The sequence below is a fragment of the Neoroseomonas oryzicola genome, assembly GCF_012163135.1.
Taxonomy (GTDB): domain Bacteria; phylum Pseudomonadota; class Alphaproteobacteria; order Acetobacterales; family Acetobacteraceae; genus Neoroseomonas; species Neoroseomonas oryzicola.
Map to the genome: position 1 here is coordinate 1,025,084 of NZ_JAAVUP010000001.1, position 20,614 is coordinate 1,045,697.

Consider the following 20,614-nt stretch of genomic DNA (forward strand, 5'->3'; position numbering starts at 1 on the left):
AGAGGGTTCTGTCCATCCTGTCATGGGGACCGCCCTGGACATGCCTGCGGCCTGGGCCCTGAATGCCCCGGACGGGAGCAGGATCATCCATGGCCGCATATTCCCCGCGCGACTTCCGCGCCCTCGCCTTCCACCAGGCCGCAAGGGCCTTCGCCGAGGGTGCGGACACCCCGCGCGCCTTCCTCGAACGCTGCCTCGAAACGATCGCGGCGCATGAACCGGTGGTCCGCGCCTGGGTGGTGCTGAACCAGGCCGGCGCGCGGGATGCGGCGGACGCTTCGGCCGCGCGATGGAAGGCGGGCCGCCCGCTCTCGCCCATCGACGGCATGCCGATCGGCATCAAGGACCTGCTCGAGACGCGGGACATGCCGACCCAGATGGGCTGCCGCGCCTATCGCGGGAATTTCCCGAAGCGCGACAACGCCGCTGTCTGGGCGGTGCGCGAAGCTGGGGCGATCATCCTCGGCAAGACCGTGACGACGGAACTCGGCGGCGCGCATCCCGGGCCGACCACCAACCCCTTCGAACAGGGGCGCACGCCTGGCGGATCCTCCTCGGGGTCCGCGGCCGCCGTCGCGGCGCGCATGGTGCCCGCGGCGATCGGCACGCAGGTCGGCGGGTCGATCATCCGCCCGGCCTCCTATTGCGGGAACTTCGCGCTGAAGCCGACCCAGGGCGGCATCAACCGCGGCGAACGCCAGGCGACCTCGATGAGCACCTCCGGCGTGCATGCCGGCTCGATCGAGGACATGTGGCAGGTCGCGATCGAGATCGCGAAGCGCGCCGGCGGCGACCCCGGCCGCCCCGGCCTGTTCGGCCCGTCCACGCCACCCGAGGCGCGCCGCCCCGCCGTGATCGGCGTGATGGAGACGGAAGGCTGGGCCGGCCTCGACGCCGCGAGCAAGGTGGCCTTCGAGCAGGTGGTGGACCGCCTGCGCGCGCAGGGCGTCACGGTGCTGCGTCGCGGCGACCACCCGCTGCTCGAGACGTTCGAAGCCTCGCTGACCGGCGTGCAGGCGATGACCAGCGCCATCACCGGCTGGGAGAACCACTGGCTGTTCCGCAACCTGGTCGCGCAGGACCCGGACGGGATCAGCGCGCGCAGCAAGGCCGTGCTGACCATGGCCAGCAAGATGACGCCCGAGGACTACCGCCTGCGCCTGCTCCAGCGCGAGGAGATCCGCGCGCGGCACGCCGCCCTCGCCCCGGTGGTGGACGCGCTGATCGCCCCCGCCTCGCCCGGCCCCGCCCCGCTTTGGGCCGGCGAGGTGCCGGGCCAGCCGCTGGTGCCGCGCCCGACGGGCGATGCGGTGTTCAACACGCCGAGCTCCGGCATCGGCGCCCCGGCCGTGACGGTGCCGCTCACCTCGGTCGGCGGCATGCCGATGGGCATCCAGGTCATGGCGCAGCCGCACATGGACGCCCAGGCCACCGCCATCGCGCGCTGGATGGTCGAGACGCTCGACCCCGTCGTCGCATGACCTCGCCCGAGGAGGTCCGCGCGCGGCTCGAGGCGATCCGCGCCGCACGCGGCGGCTATGTCCTGCCGCACCACGGCGCCATGGCCGCCGCCCTGCCCGAGCTGCACGCGACCTATGAGGCGATGTACCGGGCGCTGACGCTCGACGACCACCACCTGGCCCCGCATGCGAAGGAGGTGGTCTGGCTCGCGATCCTCGTCGCCTGCCAGGAACCGGTCGGCACGCACCACCTGCACCTGTTCATGAAGACCGGCGGCACTGAGGCCGAGGCTGCCGCCGTGTTCCGCCTCGCCGCCTGGGCGGCGGGGGCGCGGCGCTATGCGGCGCTCGCGGCGTCCTGGCAGCAGCACCTGCCAGGGACCGACCTCGCGCGCGAATACAAGGACGGCGCGATGCGCCTCGTCGCCGGTGCCTTGGACGAACGCCTCGCGCGGCTCGCGCTGATCGGCGCGCATACCGCGGGCGACGAGGCCTGGGGCCTCGCCGCCGAGATCGAGGCCGCCTATGCCGCCGGCGTGCCGGAACCCGAGATCGCCGAGGCGATGAGCCTCGCCATCTGGGTGCGCGGCGTGAACCCCTTCGTCCGCGCGACCGAGACCTGGTTGCGCCTGATGCAGGCCGGCCGCGTCACCCCCTCCCCCGCCTTCCGCGCCTGGGCCGAGACGCCCGGCCAGGGCGCCTTCGTGCCGCCGCCGCGCTGATGTTCGGGACCCTGCTCAAGATCGGCGCGGTCGTCGTCCTCGCAGGTGTCGTGGGCGAGTTCCTCTCGCCGCCCTTCTCCTGCTGGCTGCTGCATGTCGTCTCGCCGCGCGACGGCGGTGGCGCGGGCAGCGCGATGGTCCTGGTGCAGCCGGGCGGCGGCGTCGGCGCCGTGATGGCGCGGCTGGCGGAATCGCCGTCGCTGCGATCGGGCAGCGCCTGCCGCGCGGCGCTGCTGCCGGGCCTGCGCTAGAGCCGCTTCCGGTCGCCTGCGCTCACGGCAACGTCTCCGGCCCAGTGTTTGTGCGAGCATCTTCACCCGATCAGGCGCTTCCACCTGATCGGGATCTGCTCTAGCCGACGACCGTCACCACCAGGTTCAGCGACGCGTCGCACACCGCCTCGCTGCCCGGCGGCAGGACGAGGGTGCTCTCGCGTTCCTCCACCAGCGCCGGACCCGCCACGCGGTCGCCCGGGCCGAGCCGCGTGCGGTCGATCACCGACGTTTCCACGAAGCCCTGGCCAGGGAACCAGGCCGGGCGCGTGCCCGTCTCGGCCACGCCCCCGCCGCCTGCCCCGCGCGCGAGGTCGAGCGCGGGCGTCGGCCCGGCGACGATGACGCGCCAGGACACGCCCTCGACCGGCAGCGCGGGTTCGGTGCGGCCGTATTGCTGCAGATAGGCGGCCTCGAAGGCGTGGCGGATGCCATCGCGATCGGCTTGCGCGATGGCGGCGGCGGGAATCTCGGCCTCCACCTGGAAGCCCTGGCCGGCATAGCGCAGCGCGCCGATGACGGTGGTGCGCATCGCCACCGGCGCGACGCCGGCCTCGGCGACCATGCGACGCCCCTCGGCTTCCATGCCCGCGACCAGGGCCGCGAGTTCCGCGAAGTCGAGCGTCGCCAGCGGCGCCACCCAGCCCCGTACGAAGGCGAAGGAGATCGGCGAGGCGAGGAAGCCGAAGGCCGAAGCCACGCCGGCCCCGGCCGGCGCGATCATCCGCGCGATGCCGAGCTTCCGGCACACCTGCGCCGCATGGACCGGCCCAGCACCGCCGATCGGGACCATGGCGTAGCCCTCGATCCGCCGCGCCTTCTCGAGCGCGTGGATCGCCGCCGCCTGGGCCATGTTGCCGTTGACCGTCTCATGCAGCGCCCAGGCCGCTTCCACCACCGACAGGCCGAGCGGATCGGCGAGATGCTCGCGGATGGCGCGTTCCGCCGCCGCGACGTCGAGCCGCATGTCCCCGCCCAGGAACGACCCCGCGCCGAGATAGCCGAGCACGAGATCAGCATCCGTCACCGTCGGCCGCGTGCCGCCGAGGCCGTAGCAGGCCGGGCCGGGATCGGACGACGCGCTCTCCGGCCCCACCTGGATCAGCCCGAGCCGGTCGACCTGCGCGATGGAGCCGCCGCCGGCGCCGATCTCGATCATCTCGATCACCGGCACCTTGAGCGGCAGGCCGCTGCCCTTGCGGAAGCGATCGACGCGCGCGACCTCGAAGTCGAGGCTGCGGAGCGGCTCGCCGCCCTCGATCAGGCAGGCCTTGGCGGTGGTGCCGCCCATGTCGAAGCAGAGCACATCCGCCGCCCCCGACGCCCCGCCGAGCAGCGCCGTCGCGCGCACCCCGCCGGCCGGCCCGGACTGCACCAGGCGGATCGGATGCCGCGCCGCGGTCTCTTCCCCCACCGTGCCGCCATCGGACAGCATAAGGTAGAGCGGGCCGGTCAGGCCGATGCCACGCAGCCCCTCGGCCAGATGCGTGAGGTAGCGCTGGAAGACCGGCAGCACATAGGCGTTGCAGATGGTGGTGGAGGCACGCTCGTACTCGCCGATCTCCGGCACCACGTCCGAGGACAGGCACAGCGTCACGCCCGGCGCTTCCTCGGCGAGGATCTCCGCCATGCGGCGTTCATGCGCGGGGTTGCGGAAGGCATGCAGAAAGCAGACGGCGACGGCCTGCACGCCCGATGCGCCAAGGTCCCGCGCCGCGGCGCGCGCGGCGGCGTCGTCGAGCGGCACCCGAACGCCACCATCGGGCAGGATGCGCTCCGCGACCTCGATGCGCCGGCTGCGCGGCACCAGCGGCTGCGGCACGCGCATGAAGAGGTCATAGGTGTCGTGGCGCAGTTCCGTGCCGATCTCGACCACGTCGCGGAAACCGTCGGTCGTGATCAGCCCGGTCGGCACGCCGCGCCGTTCGATCAGCGCGTTGGCGACGAGCGTGGTGCCATGGATGACGTGCTGCACCTCATCGGGCGCGATGCCGTGCGCGTCCAGCATCTGACGGATGCCGGCGAGGACGGCTTCCTCCGGCGCATGCGGCGTCGTCAGCAGCTTGCCGTTGCGCAAGGACCCGTCGCGCGTGTCGAGCAGCACGAAGTCGGTGAAGGTGCCGCCGATGTCGACGCCGATCCGGTAGGGCGCGCCGGTCATGCGCGATACGCCTTCGCGCCGGCCTCGGTGACGTAGCCCTCGGCGATGTCGCGCCTGAGCGCCGCCGGGTCGCGCTCCGTCGGCGGTCCCATCCCCCCGCCGCCCGGCGTCTCGAAGGTGATGCGATCGCCGGGTGCGAGCACGATGCGCGCCTTGGCCGGCGCCTTCGCGCCGTTCACCAGGTCGCGCCCGCCGGTGCCCGACAGCCCTCCCAGGATGCCGCGCGGCGGGTGCTGCACGCGCTCGTGGCGGTAGGTGACGGTGACGGGCTTCGGCCCCGTCGCCTCGAAGGTCAGGCGCTGCGAGAGCCCGCCGCGCATCCGCCCCGCGCCGCCGGAATCCGCGATCAGGCGCTTCTCGGTCAGCAGCATCGGCACGGCGTTCTCGAACTGCTCGACCGGCTGGGTCGCGACGTTGGAGGGGAAGGACAGGCAGGCCGGCCCGTCGCGCATCGGCATCGCGCCGTGCCCGCCATTCATGAAGAACATCCGCACGTAGCGGCGGCCATCGGCGTGCTCGCCGGTGAAGTAGCAGTTCCACAGGGGGCTGCCGCATTCGGCGATGACGCGGTCCGGGATCAGCCGCCCGAGTGCGGCCAGCACCAGGATCGGCAGGTAATGTCCCGTCAGGTGTCGCCCCCAGACCGGTGCGGGGCGGCGCGGGTTCACGATGCTGCCCTCGGGCGCGATGACGCGGATCGGTCGGAAGCAGCCGTCGTTGTTCGGCGTTTCCGGATCGAAGGCGCATTTCACCGCGTAGTGGGAATAGGCGCGGGAGAAGTTCAGCGGCGAATTGACCGGCCGCGCGATCTGCGGATCGGTGCCGGTGAAGTCGAGGCTCAACGCATCGCCCTTCACCCCGAGGCGCAGCCGGATCGTCACCGGATGCTCGAAGCCGTCCGAGGTCACCTCGTCCGTCACCTCGCCATCCGGCACCGCGGCGATCGCCTGGCGCATCGACCGCTCCGACCTCGCGAAGATCTCGCCGGCGAGCGCATCGAGGTCCTCGATCCCTTCCTCGGCCAGGATGCGGAACAGGCGCGTCTCCGCCTGCTCATAGACGGCGAACAGCGCGCGGATGTCGCCCAGCGTTTCGTCGGGCTGCCGGAGGTTCGCCTCGAGGAAGGCGATGACGTCCTCGTTCTCCTCGCCGCCCTTCAGGATGCGCGCGATCGGGATGGTGAGGCCTTCCTCCCAGGAATCCCGCGCCTCGACCGAAGGCGCGCCGCCGATGTCGGTGGAATGGAAGGTGCCGCCGATCCAGGCCGCGATCCGCCCATCGCGGAAGACGGGACGGATCGTCGTGATGTCGTTCAGGTGCCCGGTGCCGAGATAGCCGTCGTTGCTGATCAGCACGTCGCCCGGCCGCAGCCGCTCGCGCGGGATGCGCGCGAGCATGTGCCCCAGCGTCACCGGCATGGTGCCGACGAAGGATGGCACGGAGCGGGAGGATTGCGCGAACTGCCTTCCCTCGCTGTCCATCAGCCCGATGGCGAGGTCCCAATTGTCCCGCACGACGGAGGAAAACGACGTCCGGACGAAGTTCTGCGCCGCCTCGTCCATTAGCCCCGCGATGCGCCGCCAGGCGGACCCCAGCCGCAGCGCCGTGAAACCACTCATGCCCCGATCGACCCCGCATCGCCCGTCATGCGCGAACCATTGCATCGACGGCCGCAGCCGTGAAGCGCCGCCAGGGTGACGCGCGCGCCGCAGCGGCCTAGCCTCCGCACCAAGACCGGAGGAGACGACCATGGCCCCGCACCGCCGCGCCCTGCTGGGCGCCGCCCTGTTGCCGGCATTGCCGCTGACCGCCCGTGCGCAGGCCTTCCCGACGCAGTCGCTGCGCCTCATCCCGCCCTATCCGCCCGGCGGCGGCACCGACACGGTGGCGCGGCTGCTGCTGCCGCACCTGATGTCGCAGCTCGGCCAGAACATCGTCGTCGAGAATCGCGGCGGCGCCGGCGGATCGATCGGCGCGGCCGAGGTCGCGCGCTCGCCCAAGGACGGGCACACGCTGCTGCTCGACAGCATGGGCCATGTCGTCAACCCGACGCTGATGCCCAACCTGCCCTTCGACTACGCGACGGCCTTCGCGCCGATCACGCAGCTCACCTGGCAGCCGCAGATGTTGGTGGTGCCGGCGGCCTCGCCCTACCGGACGCTCGCCGATCTCGTCGCCGGGGCAAAGGCGCGGCCCGGCACGCTCTCCTACGCCTCCTCGGGCAACGGCACGGGCGCGCACCTCGCCATGGTGGAATTCGCCCGCATGGCGGGCATCGAGGTGGTGCACATTCCCTATCGTGGCGGCGGCCCGGCGATGACGGACCTCATCGCGGGCAATGTCGCCATGGCCTTCGCCTCGGCCGCGGCGGCGACCGCGCATGTGCAGGGCGGGCGCCTGCGCGCGCTCGGCGCCGCGGGGCTGCGCCGCATCACGGCCCTGCCCGACATGCCGACCATCTCGGACCAGGGCTACACCGGCTTCGACTGGGACGAATGGAACGGCCTGTGGACCGTCGCCGGATCGCCGCGCATCGCGGTGGAACGCCTGCATGCGGCGGCCATCTTCGCCCTGGCGCAGCCGGACGTCCGCACGCGCATGGACCAGATCGGGATCGTGCCCCTCGGCACCAGCCCCGACGACTTCGCCGCCTTCGTCATCGCGCAGCGCGAGCGCGCAGCGCGCCTGATCCGCGACGCCAATATCACCCTGGGCTGAGAGCATGTACGCCGCACCACCCTCCATCACCGCCGAGATCCACACCGAGGTCCCCGAGGCCCTGCGCATCCGCGGCCGCACGAGCGAATGGCTCTACGGCCGCGGTGGCGCGACGCCGCATTCCTTCCTCGAGGGCCCGTCCTTCGACCGCGCGGGGAACCTCTGGCTGACGGACATCGTCTTCGGCCGCATCTTCCGCGTGAGCCCCGCCGGCGAGTGGACCGTCGTCGCCGACTATGACGGCGAGCCCAACGGACTCGCCTTCCATCGCGACGGCTGGGTCGCCATCACCGATGCGAAGCGCGGCCTGCTGCGCCTCGATCCCAGCACCGGCGACGTCTCGCCCCTGGTGCCGCGCGCACGGCGCGAGGGATTCCGCGGCGTCAACGACTGCACCTTCGCGATGAACGGCGACCTGTATTTCACCGACCAGGGCCAGACCGGCCTGCACGACCCCGCCGGGCGCGTCTATCGCCTGCGTGCCGGCGCGTCCCAGCCCGATGCCCTCGTCTCCAACGTGCCGAGCCCGAACGGCCTGGTGCTGACGGCCGACGCACACACGCTCTACGTCGCCGCGACGCGCGACAACGCCATCTGGCGGGTGCCGATCACGGAGGATGGCGGCGTGATCCGCGTCGGCCGCTTCATCGCCATGTCGGGCGGCCTCGCGGGCCCGGACGGGATGGCGATGGACGTGGACGGCAACATCGCCGTTGCCCATGCCGGCATGGGCACGGTCTGGATCTTCTCGCGCCTCGGCGAGCCGCTGCTGCGCATCCGCTCCCCGCGCGGCCTCGGCACCACCAATGTCTGCTTCGGGGGGCCGGAGAACTGCGACCTCTTCATCACCGAGAGCGAGAGCGGTTCCGTGCTGCGCGCCCGCTGGGAACGGCCGGGCGCGCCGCTCTTCGCGCACGCCTGACCGGCTAGACGCGCGCCTGGAGGATGGTCAGTTCCTCGAGGAAGCGCGCGGCCGCGACGTCGGGCGCCCAGGGGCGCCAGGGCGGGTCGCCGTACCGCACCGCGAGCGGGTCCTTGGCGATGACCTCGGCCTTGATGCCGAGCGTCTCGCGCACCTCGGTCGCGGTCCAGCCGACGACGTGCACCGCCTCGGCTGCCGCGGCCGCGACGTCGACCACCTTGTGGGCGCGCTTTTCCTCCGCCGTCCAGGACGGCAGGCGGTAGCGCGTGGCGATCGCCGCGGACAGCCGCGCCTGCAGGTCTGCGAAGGCCTCCCCCAGGAAGGGCTTCAGCGGCGAGATGCAATCGAAGTTGATCAGCCCCTCATCGGCGTCGTGCAGCAGCTCGCGCAACTCCTGCACCGGCGTCAGGCGATGGCGCGTGCGCGTCCGGCGCAGCGCGAGCACCGTCAGCGAATGCTGCGCAACCGACAGCGGCTCCGGCCAGGCCGAGTGCCCGCCCCAACGGAAGGTGCGCGCCAGGCCCGTCGCCAGGTCGGCGTCGGTCCAGTCGAAGGGCGTCGGAGACAGAAGGTCCAGCCGCCGGCCGGAGGGCAGGCGGACCCAGGCACGGTCGGGCATCAGGAAGCGCGGGGGAGGAGAACCTCCCCCGCCCCCCCTCCCTTCTTTGGCTCTTGGGAACTGACGTCCACGGGCGGCACCAGGTGAAAAAGAAGGTTGAGGGGGTCCGGGCGAGAAGTTCCCTTCTCCCCCGGCCTTCCCCCGTCAGTATTCCGCAAAGACGCGCTCGAGGTCCGTGACCCCGTGCGCCAGCGCCAGCGCCAGCAGGATCCGCGCCTTCTGCGGGTTGAGGTTGTCCGCCGTCACGAAGCCCAGCGCGGCGTTCTTCGTCGTCCGCCCCACGCGCCCCGACCCGGCGCGCGAGGACAGCACCACCGCCACGCCCTTCTTCACCGCCGCGGCCATCGCCGCCGACATGGCCGGCGTCACATAGCCCGGCGCAAAGCCCGCCGTGACGATGCCCTTTGCGCCCGCGGCGACGAAGGCCTCGATCGCCGCGCCATCGGCGCCGGCGTAGACATAGGCGACATCGACGCGCGGCAGCGCCTCCATGCCGCGCACGTCGAACTCGGTATCGGGCGCCAGGCGCCGCAGCGGCTTGCGATACCAGACGATGGCGTCCGCATCCGCCTGGCCGAGCACGCCGAAATCGGGCGTGCGGAAGGTCTGCATGCGCAGGGTGGAGGTCTTCGTCACCTCGCGCGCCGCCTGGATCTCGTCATTCAGCAGCACCAGCGCGCCGAGGCCGCGCGCGCGTGGATCGGCGGCGACGCGGCAGCCGTTCAGAAGGTTCATCGGCCCGTCGCCGGCCAGCGCGGAGGCCGGCCGCTGCGCGCCGACGAGCACCACCGGCTGCGGGATCTTCAACGTGAGCGACAGGAAGTAAGCCGTCTCCTCGAGCGACGCCGTGCCATGCGTGACGACGATGCCAGCAAGGTCGGGATGCTCGGCCGAGAGCCGGTCGCAGATCAGCAGCAGTTCCTTCCACTCCGGCCAGCCGAGCGCGGTGGAGGGGATCGCCTTGAACGGCACGGGAATGACATCCGCCACAAGGGCGAGTTCCGGCACCCGCGCGATCACCCCCTTCACGTCCAGCACCTGGCCCAGGCTGCCGTAATCGATGAGGTCGAGCGGCCCCTTGCCCATGGAGGAGATCGTCCCGCCGGTGCCGATGATCGCGACCTTGGGTTTGCTGCTCACGCTGCTTCCTTTCGAGACGTGCAGGATCGCGACCGGCCGTCGTCGTGGCGGCGCGAGACATCGGGCCGAACGCTATCGGCGCCCCCGGGGCCCGGCAACCGGCGCGCTGTCAGCCGCGGCGGTCGACGACCGCGGTGGTCAGGCGCGACACGCAGGCGAGTCGCCCGTCCGCCCGGTGGATCTCGGTCTGCCAGACCTGGGTGGTCCGCCCGAGGTGGAAGGGCCGGCAGACCGCCGTCACGGTCTCCCCCTTCGGCACCGAGGAGATGTGGTTGGCATTGACCTCGAGTCCGACGGCCATCCGCCCCTCGGGCAGGGTCATGTTGCTGGCCATGCTGCCCAGCGTCTCGGCCAGGACGACCGAGGCGCCGCCATGGAGGATTCCGAAGGGCTGGATGTGGCGATCGTCGACCGGCATCTCGGCGCGGAGGAAATCGGGCCCGATTTCGAGAATTTTGATGCCGAAATGGCCGGGAAGGCTTCCCGCGAATCGACGCTCCATGGCAGCGGAATCCGGGGGTTGTCGCCAGATCGTCATGTGAAGGCCTTCATAGGCGGACGGAGGGGAGGCCCGCAGCGTGCCAGGGATCGGCCGCTGCGTCATGACGGTACCGCACGGACAGAATTGACTCCCGACCGTTAATGCTGCATTAATTTTTCGGGCGTTTCGAAAATTTGAGACGCCTGGACCACCGAGGTGGGGCGAGTTCGCCTTTTATCAACCATCGCGATGGTACTGCTGCCGGGAAGCCAGGGGGTCGGGGGGGCCGATCTTCGGAGTGCGGTCAGGAGGGCCGAGCGTGCACGTACTGCTCGACGTTTCCCGGTTCTTCGGTTGCTCGCGCCGTCGGGCGCCTTCCGGAATCGATCGCGTCGAAGCCGCCTATGCCCGCCGCTGGCTCGCCGCCCCCGACAGTGACGTCACCTTCGTCGCCCGCGGCCCGCGCGGCGGATACGCCGCCGTGCCGCGCAGCATGGTCGCCGATCTCGCCGCGCAGCTGCAGCTCGCCTGGTCAGGCGGCCCCGGCGCGTCGGCCGCCCGCCGCGCCGCGCGCCGCACCGCGCTGATCGCCTTCGCGCGCCTTGCCCTCGGCCGTGGCCGTTCCCGCCTGACCGAGGTGCTGGCCCGCGAACGCCGCACCGTCTTCCTGCTCGTCTCCCACCGGCTGATGGAACAGGCCGAGCCCATCGCGGAACTCCGCCGCGCTGGCGCCGCCTTCGTCCCGCTGGTCCACGACCTGATCCCGGCGACGCATCCGGAATACGCGCGCCCGGGCGTCGCCATGCAGCACCTGCAGCGGCTCGACACCGTGGCCTCGCTCGCGGACGCGATCATCGTGAACTCGGCCGCGACGGCCGCGGTGCTCTCGCCGCACCTGGTCGGCCAGACGGTCTCGCCGCCGGTGCTGGTCGCACCCCTCGGCATCGACAGCCTGCAGCCGGGCGCCGCCCCCGATCCCGCGGCGCGCCCCTACTTCGTCGTCATCGGCACCATCGAGCCGCGCAAGAACCACCTTCTCCTGCTCCATCTGTGGCGCGACTTCGCGACCAAGTGGGGCCCGGCGGCGCCGCGCCTCGTGCTGGTCGGCCGCCGCGGCTGGGAGAACGAGAACGTCCTCGACCTGCTCGAGCGCTGCACCATCCTGCGCGGCGTGGTCGAGGAAGCCGGATCGGTCCCCGATTCGCAGGTCGCCTCGCTGCTTGCCGGCAGCCGCGCCCTGCTCTTCCCATCCTTCGCCGAGGGCTACGGCCTTCCGCTCGCCGAGGCGCTGGCCGCCGGCGCGCCGGCGATCTGCTCCGACCTGCCCGCGCTGCGCGAGGTCGGCGGCGCCGTGCCGGAATACCTCGACCCGCTGGACGGCGCTGGCTGGCGGCGCACCATCCTCGACTATGCCGCACCCGACAGCCGCGCCCGCGCCGCGCAGCTCGCCCGCATGCGCCATTGGGTCGCACCCTCCTGGGACGACCATTTCGCAGCCGTGGACGGGCTGCTGGCCCAGGCCGCCGCGCGCAGCGCCGTCACCATCGCGAGCCCGGCGCGCCGGATCGACCGGCCCGTCCTGACGGCCCCCCTGCCCGCAAGCCCCGTCCCCGCCGAATGAGGGCCCGCCCGGCCCGGATGGCCGCCGGCTGATGCGGGCAGCGCGCCGGGCGCGCCCGCGCCAGCCCTCCCAGGGCATCGCCATCCTCGGAGCAGCCTGCCGCCTGCCCGGCGCGCCGGACCTCGACGCCTTCTGGTCGCTGCTCGCCGAGGGGCGCGACGCCGTCACGACCGTCCCGCCGGACCGCTTCGACCAGGCGCGCTGGTTCCATCCGCGCGCTTCGGAACCCGGTCGTTCCTACACCTTCGCGGCCGGCACGATCGGGGATGCGACCGGCTTCGACGCCGCGGCCTTCGGCGTCTCGATGCGCGAAGCCGCGGAGATGGACCCGCAGCAGCGCGTGCTGCTCGAAGTCGCCGCCGAGGCGCTCGAGGATGCGGGCATCCCGGCCGAGCGCCTTGGCGGCCGCAACGTGGCGGTCTTCGTCGGCGGCTCCTCCACCGACTTCGCGGAACTGCGCCTGGGCGATCCCTCCGCGGCGGACCGCTTCCTGATGACGGGGAACGCGCTGTCGATCCTCGCCAACCGCATCGGCAACGTCTTCGACCTGCGCGGGCCCGCGCAGACCATCGACACGGCCTGCTCCTCCTCCCTGGTCGCGCTGCACCTCGCGATCCGCGCGCTGGAGGACGACCCGGAACTGGAAGCGGCGGTGGTGGGCGGCGTGAACATGCTGCTCTCGCCCTATTCCTTCATCGGCTTCTCGCGCGCGGGGATGCTCTCGCCGACCGGGCGCTGCCGCGCCTTCGACGCGGCCGCCGATGGATACGTCCGGGCGGAAGGCGCGGGCGTCGTCGTGCTCAAGCGCCTGCCGGATGCGATCGCGGCGGGCGATGCGGTGCGGGCCGTGCTGCTCGGCAGTGGCGTGAACGCCGCGGGGCGGACGATCGGCCTGTCGCTGCCGAACCGTGCCGCGCAGGCCGCGCTGATGGACCGCGTCGTCGCGCGCGCCGGCATCGCCCCCGACCGTTTCCTCGCCTTCGAGGCGCATGGCACCGGCACCCGCGTCGGCGACCCGGCCGAGACCTGGGTGATCGGCACCACCATCGCGCAGCGCCGCGCCGCGCCGCTGCCGATCGGCTCGGTGAAGACGAATATCGGCCATCTCGAATCCGCCTCCGGCATGGCCGGGCTGCTGAAGGCGATGCTGATGCTGGAGAAGGGCGCGCTGGTGCCCTCGCTCCACTTCGCCGAGCCCAACCCCGAGATCGATTTCGCCGGGCTGAACCTCACCGTCGCGACGCGGCACGCAGCCCTGCCGGCCGCGCCGGATGCGGTGGTCGGCGTCAATTCCTTCGGCTTCGGCGGCACCAACGCGACCGTGCTGCTGGGCCGCGCGCCGGCCGTCGCCGCGACGCCCGCCGGCAAGCCCGGCGGCGCGCCGCCGCTGGTGCTCTCCGCGCGGTCCGAGGCCGCGCTCGGCCTGCTGGCCACGCAATGGCGCGACCGGCTCGAAGGGTGCGACGCGGCCGACGCCGCCGCGCTCGCCCGCGGCGTCGCGCGACACCGGGACCTCGGCCCCCACCGCCTGGTGTTGCGCGGCGCCGACGGCGATGCCCTGGCCGCCGCCATCGCTTCCGATCGTGGCGAACGCGGCCAGGCCGTCCGCGGCGCCGTCGCCTTCGCCTTCTCGGGCAATGGCGCGCAATACGCGGCCATGGCGAAGGGGGCGCTCGCCGCCTCCCCCGCCTTCCGCCGCGCGGTGAAGGAGGCCGACGCGGCGCTGGCGCCACGGCTCGGCTGGTCGCCGCTGGTGCTGCTGCGGCGCGGCGTGATGGCCGAAGCACTGGCCGGCACCGACATCGCCCAGCCGCTGCTGTTCGCCGTGCAGGTTGGCGTGGTGGGCGCGCTCGGGGCGCAGGGCATCCGCCCGGGCCTGGTGCTCGGCCATTCGGTCGGCGAGGTCGCCGCCGCCTGGTGCGCGGGCCTGCTGCCGCTCGAGGAAGCCGCGGGGCTGATCGTCGCGCGCAGCCGCCACCAGCACGCGACGCGCGGCACCGGCCGGATGGCCGCGATCGGCTGCGGGCCGGAGGCTGCGGCGCCGCTGCTCGACGTCGCCGGGCCGGGCGTCGAGATCGCGGCGGTGAACGGCCCGTCCTCGATCACTGTCGCCGGCCCGGCGGAGGCCGTCGCACGTCTCTGCGCGGCCGCGGAGGCGGCGCGCGTCTCGGCCATCCCGCTCGATCTCGACTACGCCTTCCACGCCGCGGCGATGGATCCGGTGCGGAACGGGCTGCTCGCTGACCTCGCGACGCTCGCGCCACGGCGCGGCGCGATCCCGATGGTCTCCTCCGTCACCGGCGAGGTGCTGGACGCTGACGACGCCCGCGCCGCCTACTGGTGGCGCAACCTGCGCGAACCGGTGCGCTTCCGCGACGCGACGCGGGCCGCGGCCGAGGCCGGCGCGCGGCTCTTCCTCGAGATCGGGCCGCATCCCGTCCTGCAATCCTACCTGCGCGAAAGCCTGCGCGAGGACAGCGCGGAGGCCGCGATCCTCCCCACGCTCACGCGCCGCGATCCGGCGGGCGATCCCTTCCCCGCCATCGCCGACCGCGCGATCGCGCGCGGCGCCGACCCGCGCGACGGCCGCGCCTTCGCCGGCCCCGCCCGGCGCGACCTGCCGCGCACGCCCTTCGCCCGCCGCCCGGCCTGGTTCCCGCGCACCACGGAAAGCGCGCGCCTCACCGACCCCGAGCGGGACCACCCGCTGCTGGGCCTGCGCGCGGGCGGGGATGCGGGGCGCTGGACGGCGTTCCTCGACACCGAGACCGACCCCTGGCTTGCCGACCACCGCCTGATGAACGAGGCGGTGCTGCCCGCCGCCGCCATGGCCGAGATGGCGCTCGCCGCCGCCGCCGCGCTGCATCCGGACGCTCCCGCGCTCGAGGTCACGGACCTCGCCATCCAGCGCCCGCTGGCCTTCGAACCCGGCCGCGTCCGGGAGGTCCGCAGCACCGCCGACGCCGAGGGCGGCTTCCTGCTCGAAAGCCGCCGCCGCCTCGCCGAGGAACCCTGGGCGCTCGCCGCCCGCGCGCGCATCGCCGCCCTGCCCCGACTCCCAGCCGCGCCGGACGCCCCGCCGGCCGAGGCACGCGAGATGCGCGGCGCCGAGGTGATCGCCCTCGCCGCGCGCGCGGGCCTCGACTACGGCCCGGCCTTCCGCCCGGTCGAGCGCGTCAGGACCGACGCCGCCGGCCGCCACGCCCGCGTCAGCCTCCGCCTGCCCGAGGCCGCGCCCGGCGCGGCGGGCTTCCTGTTGCATCCCGTGCTGCTCGACGGCGCGCTGCAGGGCCTCGTCGCGCTGCTCGCGGGTGCCGCCGACGCGGCCTCCCTGGTGCCGGTGCGGATCGGGCGGCTGGCGGTGCTGCGCGGCGCCGCGCTGCCCGCCATGGCGGAGCTGGTTCTGACGCGGCGGGGGGAACGCGTGCTCGCCGCCGACCTGACGCTGCGCGATGCGACCGGGGCCGTGGTTGCGGTCTGCACCGACGTCTGGCTGCAGGTGGTGCGCCTGCCGGGCCGCACGGCGCCGGAGGACCTCGTCTTCCGCCTCGACCCGCTGCCCGCCCCGCCGCTGCCGCCCGCGGCGGCGCCCGTGGCGGCCGAGGCCGCGCTCGATGCCGCCCGCGCCGCCGATGCCGCCGCCGATGCGGCCGAGGCGGCGTTGCTGCTCGAAGGCTTCGCCGCCGCGGCGACCGTCGCGGCGCTGCCCGTCGCGCCGCCGCTCGCCACGTCCTATCGCCGCGCGCTGTGGCAGTCGCTGGGCGAGACCGGCCTCGCGGAGGAAACCCCCGCCGGCTGGCGTCTGGCCGAGGACCAGGCGCTGCCGGCGGCGAGCGAGATCTGGCGCTCGGTGCTCGCGGAGAATCCGGGCCTCGCGCTCGACATGGCCTGGCTGGCCCGCGCGGCGGAGACGCTGCCGGTCGCGCTGACCGGGGAGCCGGTCGCGGCGCCGCCGCCGCCCCTCGACTCCGGTGCCTTCCCACGGCTCGCCGCGGTCGTCGCGGCCGCGCTCGCCGCCGTCGCGGATCGCTGGCCGGCGGGACGGGTGCTGCGCGTGACGGAATTCGGCGCCGGCGGGCCGCTGACGCGCGCGGCCGTCGCGGCGCTCGCCGGACGCGGCCTGCGCGTCGCCTATCGCGCGGCCGGGGAGGCGCGGGCCGGCGCGACGCCGCCCGCCGCCGAGGGCATCGACTTCGCCTGGACCGGCAGCGGGCCCCTGGAGCCGTCCGACGTTGTGATCGGCCTCGCCGCGGCGGTGCGCGGCCGGGCGGGGACGGATCTTGCCGCGGCACTCCGCGCCGCCGCCGCGCCCGGCGCGCTGCTGCTGCTCGCCGAACCCGCGCCGGGGCGCTTGTGGGATTTCGCCTGCGGCCAGGACCCCGCCTGGTGGACCGGCGGCGAGGGCGCGCTGCCCGACGCGGCCAGCTGGCGCCAGGCGCTGTCCGACGCCGGCTTCGAGGACCCGGAGGCCCTGCCGCTCGCCGCCGCGCCCTGGCCGGCGTTGCTGCTCGCCGCCCGCGCGCCCTCGGTCGTCATTGCCGCTCCGGGCAAGCCGCGCCGCGTCGCGATCTTCGCAGCCGCAGGCGCGGCGCGGCTCGCGGCCGCACTCGACGCCGCGCTGCGCGCCGAGGGCCATGCCGTGACGCAGTCCCCGCTCGACGCCACGCCGGCGCCGCGCGCGATCCAGGGCGCGCAAGTGGTGGCGCTGGCCGGGGATGACCCGTTGCCCACGACGCTCGCCGCCGCGACGCGCCTCGCGGAAGCCGCCAACGGTGCGGCGAGCGGCATCGTCCTCGTCGGTGCAGGCGTCGACGGCGCGGCGCTGTCCGGCCTCGGCCGCGTGCTGGCGAACGAGTTGCCGGACCTCGCGCCGCGGCGGATCACGCTCGATCCCGCGCTGCCGCCGGAACCTGCCGCGCGGCGGCTCGCCGCCGAACTCGCGGGCGACGCGCCCGAAGTCGTGGTCGCCCCCGATGCGCGCCTGCTGCCGCGCCTGACCCCCGGCCTGCCTGCGCCCGCGCGCACCGGGGCGCGGCGCCTCGCGATCGGCCAGCCGGGCCAGATCGGCAGCCTGGCCTGGGCGCCGGAACCCGCCTTGCCCGCGCCCGGCCCGGGCGAGGTCCGCCTGCGCGTCGCCGCGGCGGGGCTGAATTTCCGCGACCTGATGTGGGCGCAGGGGCTGCTGCCCGAGGACGTGCTGATGGACGGCTTCGCCGGCCCGACGCTCGGCATGGAATGCGCCGGCGTCGTCGAGGCCGCCGGGCCCGGCGTCGCGCTCCGCCCCGGCGATGCGGTGTTCGGCTTCGCGCCCTCGGCCTTCTCCACCCATGCGCTGACCCGCGCCGAGGCCCTCGCCCCGCTGCCCGAGGGCCTGCCCCCCGAGGCCGCGGCGACCGTCCCCGTCGCGTTCATCACCGCCTGCTACGCGCTCGAGACGCTGGCGCGCATCCGCCCCGGCGAGCGCGTGCTGATCCATGGCGGGGCGGGCGGCGTCGGGCTCGCGGCGCTGCAGGTCGCGCGCGCGGCCGGGGCGCGCGTCGCGGCGACCGCCGGCAACGAGGAAAAGCGCGCCTTCCTGCGCATGGCGGGCGCCGAGCTCGTACTCGACAGCCGCGACGCCGGCTTCGCCGATGCGCTGCGCGCGGCCTGGCCGGATGGCGTCGACGTGGTGCTGAACTCGCTCGCCGGGGAGGCGATGGAGCGCAGCCTTGGGCTGCTCGCGCCCTTCGGGCGCTTCATCGAACTCGGCAAGCGCGACTTCGTGGAGAACCGCCGCGCCGCACTGCGCCCGCTGCGGCGCAACGTCTCCTACTTCGCCGTCGACGCCGATGCGTTGCCACGCGCGAAGCCGGACCTCGCCCAGGCATTGCTTGCCGACATCGCGGCGCGCCTCGCCGAGGGCGCGCTGCTGCCCCTGCCCCATGCGGTATTCGACGCCGACGCGGCCGAGGCCGCCTTCCGCACGCTGCAGGCCTCGGCGCATATCGGGAAGCTCGTGATCCGCCCGCCCGCCGGGACCGGCGCTGCGCCCGCGCCCTGGGCGCCCGATCCAGGCGGCACCTACCTCGTCATCGGCGGCACCCAGGGCTTCGGGCTGGAATGCGCGAAATGGCTCGCGGCCAACGGGGCGGCGCATCTCGCGCTGGTCTCACGCCGCGGCGGGGAGACGCCGGGGGCTGAGGCCGCGCTCCGCACGCTCGCCGCCCTCGGCGCCCGCACCCGCATAGAGGCCTGCGACGCGACCGACCGCGCCGCACTCGCCGCGCTGCTCGCGCGCCTCAGGCGCGAGGGCCCTCCGATCCGCGGCATCGTCCACGCCGCCGCCGCCTTCGCCGACGGCGCAGCCGCCAGCATGGATGCCGCACGCTTCGCCCGCGTCCTCGCGCCCAAGGTGACGGCCGCGCAGCACCTCGACGCCCTGACGCGCGAGGACCCGCTGCATCTGTTCCTGCTCTTCTCCTCGGCCACCACCGCCTTCGGCAGTCCGGGCCAGGCGAACTATGTCGCGGCGAATGCGGCGCTCGAGGCCATCGCGCGGCAGCGACAGGACGCCGGCCTGCCCGCGCTTGCCGTCGGCTGGGGGCCGATCGCGGATGCCGGCGTGCTGGCCCGCGACGCGGCGACGGCCGAGACCCTGGAACGCCGCACCGGCGTCGCACCCCTGCCGGCGCAGGAGGCGCTCGCCGCGCTGCCCGCGATCCTCGCCGCCCGCATCCCGGTCGCCCATGTCGCGCGCATCGGCTGGGGCGCCCTCGGTTCCGCCCTGCCGGTGCTGGCCGAACCCGCCTATGCCGCGATCCGCGCGGCGCGCGAGGCGGCCACGGGTGGCGCCGACCTGCGCGAGGAACTCCGCGCCCTGCCGCCCGAGCAGGCCCGCGCGCGCCTGGTGGCCCTGGCGCAGGAGGAGATCGCCCGCATCCTCCGCCTCCCCTCCGAGGCGATCGGCGCCGATGCGCCCGTCGCGGGGCTCGGCCTCGATTCGCTCGGCGGGCTCGAATTGCGCATGGCGCTGGAACGGCGGCTCGGCGTGCAGGTGCCGCTCGCCGCGGTCACCGAGGACCTGACCATCGCCGTGCTTGCCAACCGCATCGCCGGTGTGGTGCTTGAGGACCGGACGGAGCACGCGGTGCAGTCGCTGATGGATGCCTACGAGCCCGCCGCGGCCGACGCGGCGCCATGAGCCAGGGCTTCGGCCTTTCGGCCACGGCGCGGCTTGCGCTGCTGCAGCGCCTGTCCAAGCGCCGGGAGGAGAAGGGCCCCGCCCCGGGTGCGGCGCGCGCCTTTCGCGAACTGCCCGGCCAGCGCGACATGGAGATGATCCGCGAGGCCGCCGGCGCCCTCGGCCTCGAGAACCCCTTCTTCCGCCCGCACGAAGGCATCGCCGGCGCGACGACGCGCATCGGCAACCGAGAGGTCGTGAACTACGGCTCCTACAACTACCTCGGCCTGAACGGGGATCCGCGCGTGATCGCGGCGGCCAAGGCGGCGATGGACCGGCACGGCGTCTCGGCCTCGGCCTCGCGCATGGTCTCGGGCGAAAGGCCCGTGCATGGGGAACTGGAAGCCGCCATCGCGGCGCATTACGGGGTCGAGGCGGCGATCGCCTTCGTGTCGGGCCATGCGACGAACGTGACGGTGCTCGGCCACCTGATGGGGCCGCGCGACCTGATCGTGCATGACGCCGCGATCCACAATTCCTGCGCCGAGGGTGCGCGGCTGTCGGGCGCGCGGCGCATCGCCTTCGCCCACAACGACTGGCGCGCGGCGGAACGGGAACTCGCCGCCGCCCGGCGTGGCGCGCGCCGCGCGCTGATCGTCATCGAGGGTCATTACTCGATGGACGGCGACATCCCCGACCTGCCGCGCTTCGTGGACCTCGCGCGCAAGCACGACGCATGGCTCATGGTGGATGAGGCGCATGGCCTCGGCGTGGTGGGCGCGACCGGCCAGGGCATCCACGAGCAGTGGGGCGTCGCCGCGCAGGATGTCGACATCTGGATGGGCACGCTGTCCAAGACGCTGTCGGGCTGCGGCGGCTACATCGCCGGCAATGCGGACCTGATCGCCTGGCTGAAGCACTCCGCGCCGGGCTTCGTCTATTCGGTCGGCATGGCGCCGGCGCTCGCCGCGGCATCGCTGGAATCGCTGCGCATCCTGCACGCCGAGCCCGAGCGCGTCGCGCGGCTGCAGGCCAATGCGGCGCTGTTCCTGCGCCTGGCGAAGGCGGCCGGGCTCGACACCGGCACCTCGGCGGGCCTTGCCATCGTGCCGGTCATCGTCGGATCCTCGGTCGGCGCCGCGCGGCTGTCCCAGGCGCTGCTCGAAGGCGGGATCAACGTGCAGCCCATCCTGTTCCCGGCCGTGCCGGATTCCTCGGCGCGGCTGCGCTTCTTCCTCTCATCCGAGCACGACGACGCGCAGATCCGCGCCACCGTCGCCGCGGTCGCCGCGGCGATCGGCGGCGCGCGGCCGGCGGAACTCGCCACCTGACCCGCGCG

At 74.0% G+C, this 20,614-nt stretch carries 13 protein-coding genes; 8 read left to right on the forward strand and 5 right to left on the reverse strand.

Going from position 1 to position 20,614, the window contains the following annotated elements:
• The first annotated feature begins 89 nt into the window (after positions 1-89).
• From GWK15_RS05075 to GWK15_RS05085, 3 genes are read left to right on the forward strand one after another with little or no spacing between them, the layout of a single operon-like run.
• The gene (locus tag GWK15_RS05075; protein ID WP_168039677.1) at positions 90-1,481 is read left to right on the forward strand and encodes an amidase; all 1,392 of its coding nucleotides are present in this window, start codon (positions 90-92) and stop codon (positions 1,479-1,481) included.
• Positions 1,478-2,182: a carboxymuconolactone decarboxylase family protein gene (locus GWK15_RS05080; protein ID WP_168039679.1), complete on the forward strand. Its 705-nt coding sequence runs from the start codon at positions 1,478-1,480 to the stop codon at positions 2,180-2,182. Before GWK15_RS05075 ends, GWK15_RS05080 begins: the two co-directional genes overlap by 4 nt.
• Positions 2,182-2,433, forward strand: a complete 252-nt coding sequence (locus tag GWK15_RS05085) for a hypothetical protein (protein ID WP_168039681.1) — start codon at positions 2,182-2,184, stop codon at positions 2,431-2,433. Before GWK15_RS05080 ends, GWK15_RS05085 begins: the two co-directional genes overlap by 1 nt.
• A gap of 100 nt (positions 2,434-2,533) precedes the next feature.
• Here the strand turns inward: GWK15_RS05085 and GWK15_RS05090 are convergent, their stop codons facing one another.
• Positions 2,534-4,615, reverse strand: coding sequence for a hydantoinase/oxoprolinase family protein (locus GWK15_RS05090; RefSeq protein ID WP_168039683.1), 2,082 nt, complete (start codon positions 4,613-4,615; stop codon positions 2,534-2,536).
• A complete protein-coding gene (locus GWK15_RS05095; RefSeq protein WP_168039685.1) occupies positions 4,612-6,234 on the reverse strand; it encodes a hydantoinase B/oxoprolinase family protein in 1,623 nt (540 codons plus the stop codon). Before GWK15_RS05095 ends, GWK15_RS05090 begins: the two co-directional genes overlap by 4 nt.
• 130 nt (positions 6,235-6,364) lie before the next feature.
• Here GWK15_RS05095 and GWK15_RS05100 point away from each other — a divergent pair, with 130 nt between their 5' ends.
• Together GWK15_RS05100 and GWK15_RS05105 are read left to right on the forward strand one after the other, a co-directional pair.
• A complete protein-coding gene (locus GWK15_RS05100; protein WP_168039687.1) occupies positions 6,365-7,333 on the forward strand; it encodes a Bug family tripartite tricarboxylate transporter substrate binding protein in 969 nt (322 codons plus the stop codon).
• Positions 7,334-7,337: 4 nt separating this feature from the next.
• On the forward strand, positions 7,338-8,255 hold the full coding sequence (locus tag GWK15_RS05105) for an SMP-30/gluconolactonase/LRE family protein (protein ID WP_168039689.1): 918 nt from the start codon (positions 7,338-7,340) through the stop codon (positions 8,253-8,255).
• Between the two features lie 4 nt (positions 8,256-8,259).
• On the opposite strand, the gene GWK15_RS05110 is transcribed toward GWK15_RS05105, so the two are convergent.
• The 3 genes from GWK15_RS05110 to GWK15_RS05120 form a co-directional block, all read right to left on the reverse strand.
• Complete coding sequence (locus tag GWK15_RS05110; protein WP_168039691.1) at positions 8,260-8,874, reverse strand: phosphohydrolase; 615 nt, start codon at positions 8,872-8,874, stop codon at positions 8,260-8,262.
• 144 nt (positions 8,875-9,018) lie between these two features.
• Positions 9,019-10,014 carry an asparaginase gene (locus GWK15_RS05115; RefSeq protein ID WP_338144464.1) on the reverse strand — a complete coding sequence of 332 codons (996 nt, stop codon included), beginning with the start codon at positions 10,012-10,014 and terminating at the stop codon, positions 9,019-9,021.
• A 109-nt stretch (positions 10,015-10,123) separates the two neighbouring features.
• Positions 10,124-10,516, reverse strand: coding sequence for a hotdog fold thioesterase (locus GWK15_RS05120; RefSeq protein WP_209441993.1), 393 nt, complete (start codon positions 10,514-10,516; stop codon positions 10,124-10,126).
• A 298-nt stretch (positions 10,517-10,814) separates the two neighbouring features.
• Here GWK15_RS05120 and GWK15_RS05125 point away from each other — a divergent pair, with 298 nt between their 5' ends.
• Genes GWK15_RS05125 through GWK15_RS05135 form a run of 3 tightly spaced genes read left to right on the forward strand, consistent with a single transcriptional unit; the run spans position 10,815 to position 20,606 of the window.
• On the forward strand, positions 10,815-12,116 hold the full coding sequence (locus GWK15_RS05125; RefSeq protein ID WP_168039695.1) for a glycosyltransferase: 1,302 nt from the start codon (positions 10,815-10,817) through the stop codon (positions 12,114-12,116).
• Positions 12,117-12,147: 31 nt separating this feature from the next.
• Positions 12,148-19,296 (forward strand): type I polyketide synthase, encoded by a 7,149-nt coding sequence (locus GWK15_RS05130; protein WP_168039697.1) that lies wholly within the window; start codon positions 12,148-12,150, stop codon positions 19,294-19,296.
• A complete protein-coding gene (locus GWK15_RS05135) occupies positions 19,293-20,606 on the forward strand; it encodes an aminotransferase class I/II-fold pyridoxal phosphate-dependent enzyme (RefSeq protein ID WP_168039699.1) in 1,314 nt (437 codons plus the stop codon). The genes GWK15_RS05130 and GWK15_RS05135 overlap by 4 nt, the downstream gene beginning before the upstream one ends.
• Positions 20,607-20,614: the final 8 nt, after the last annotated feature.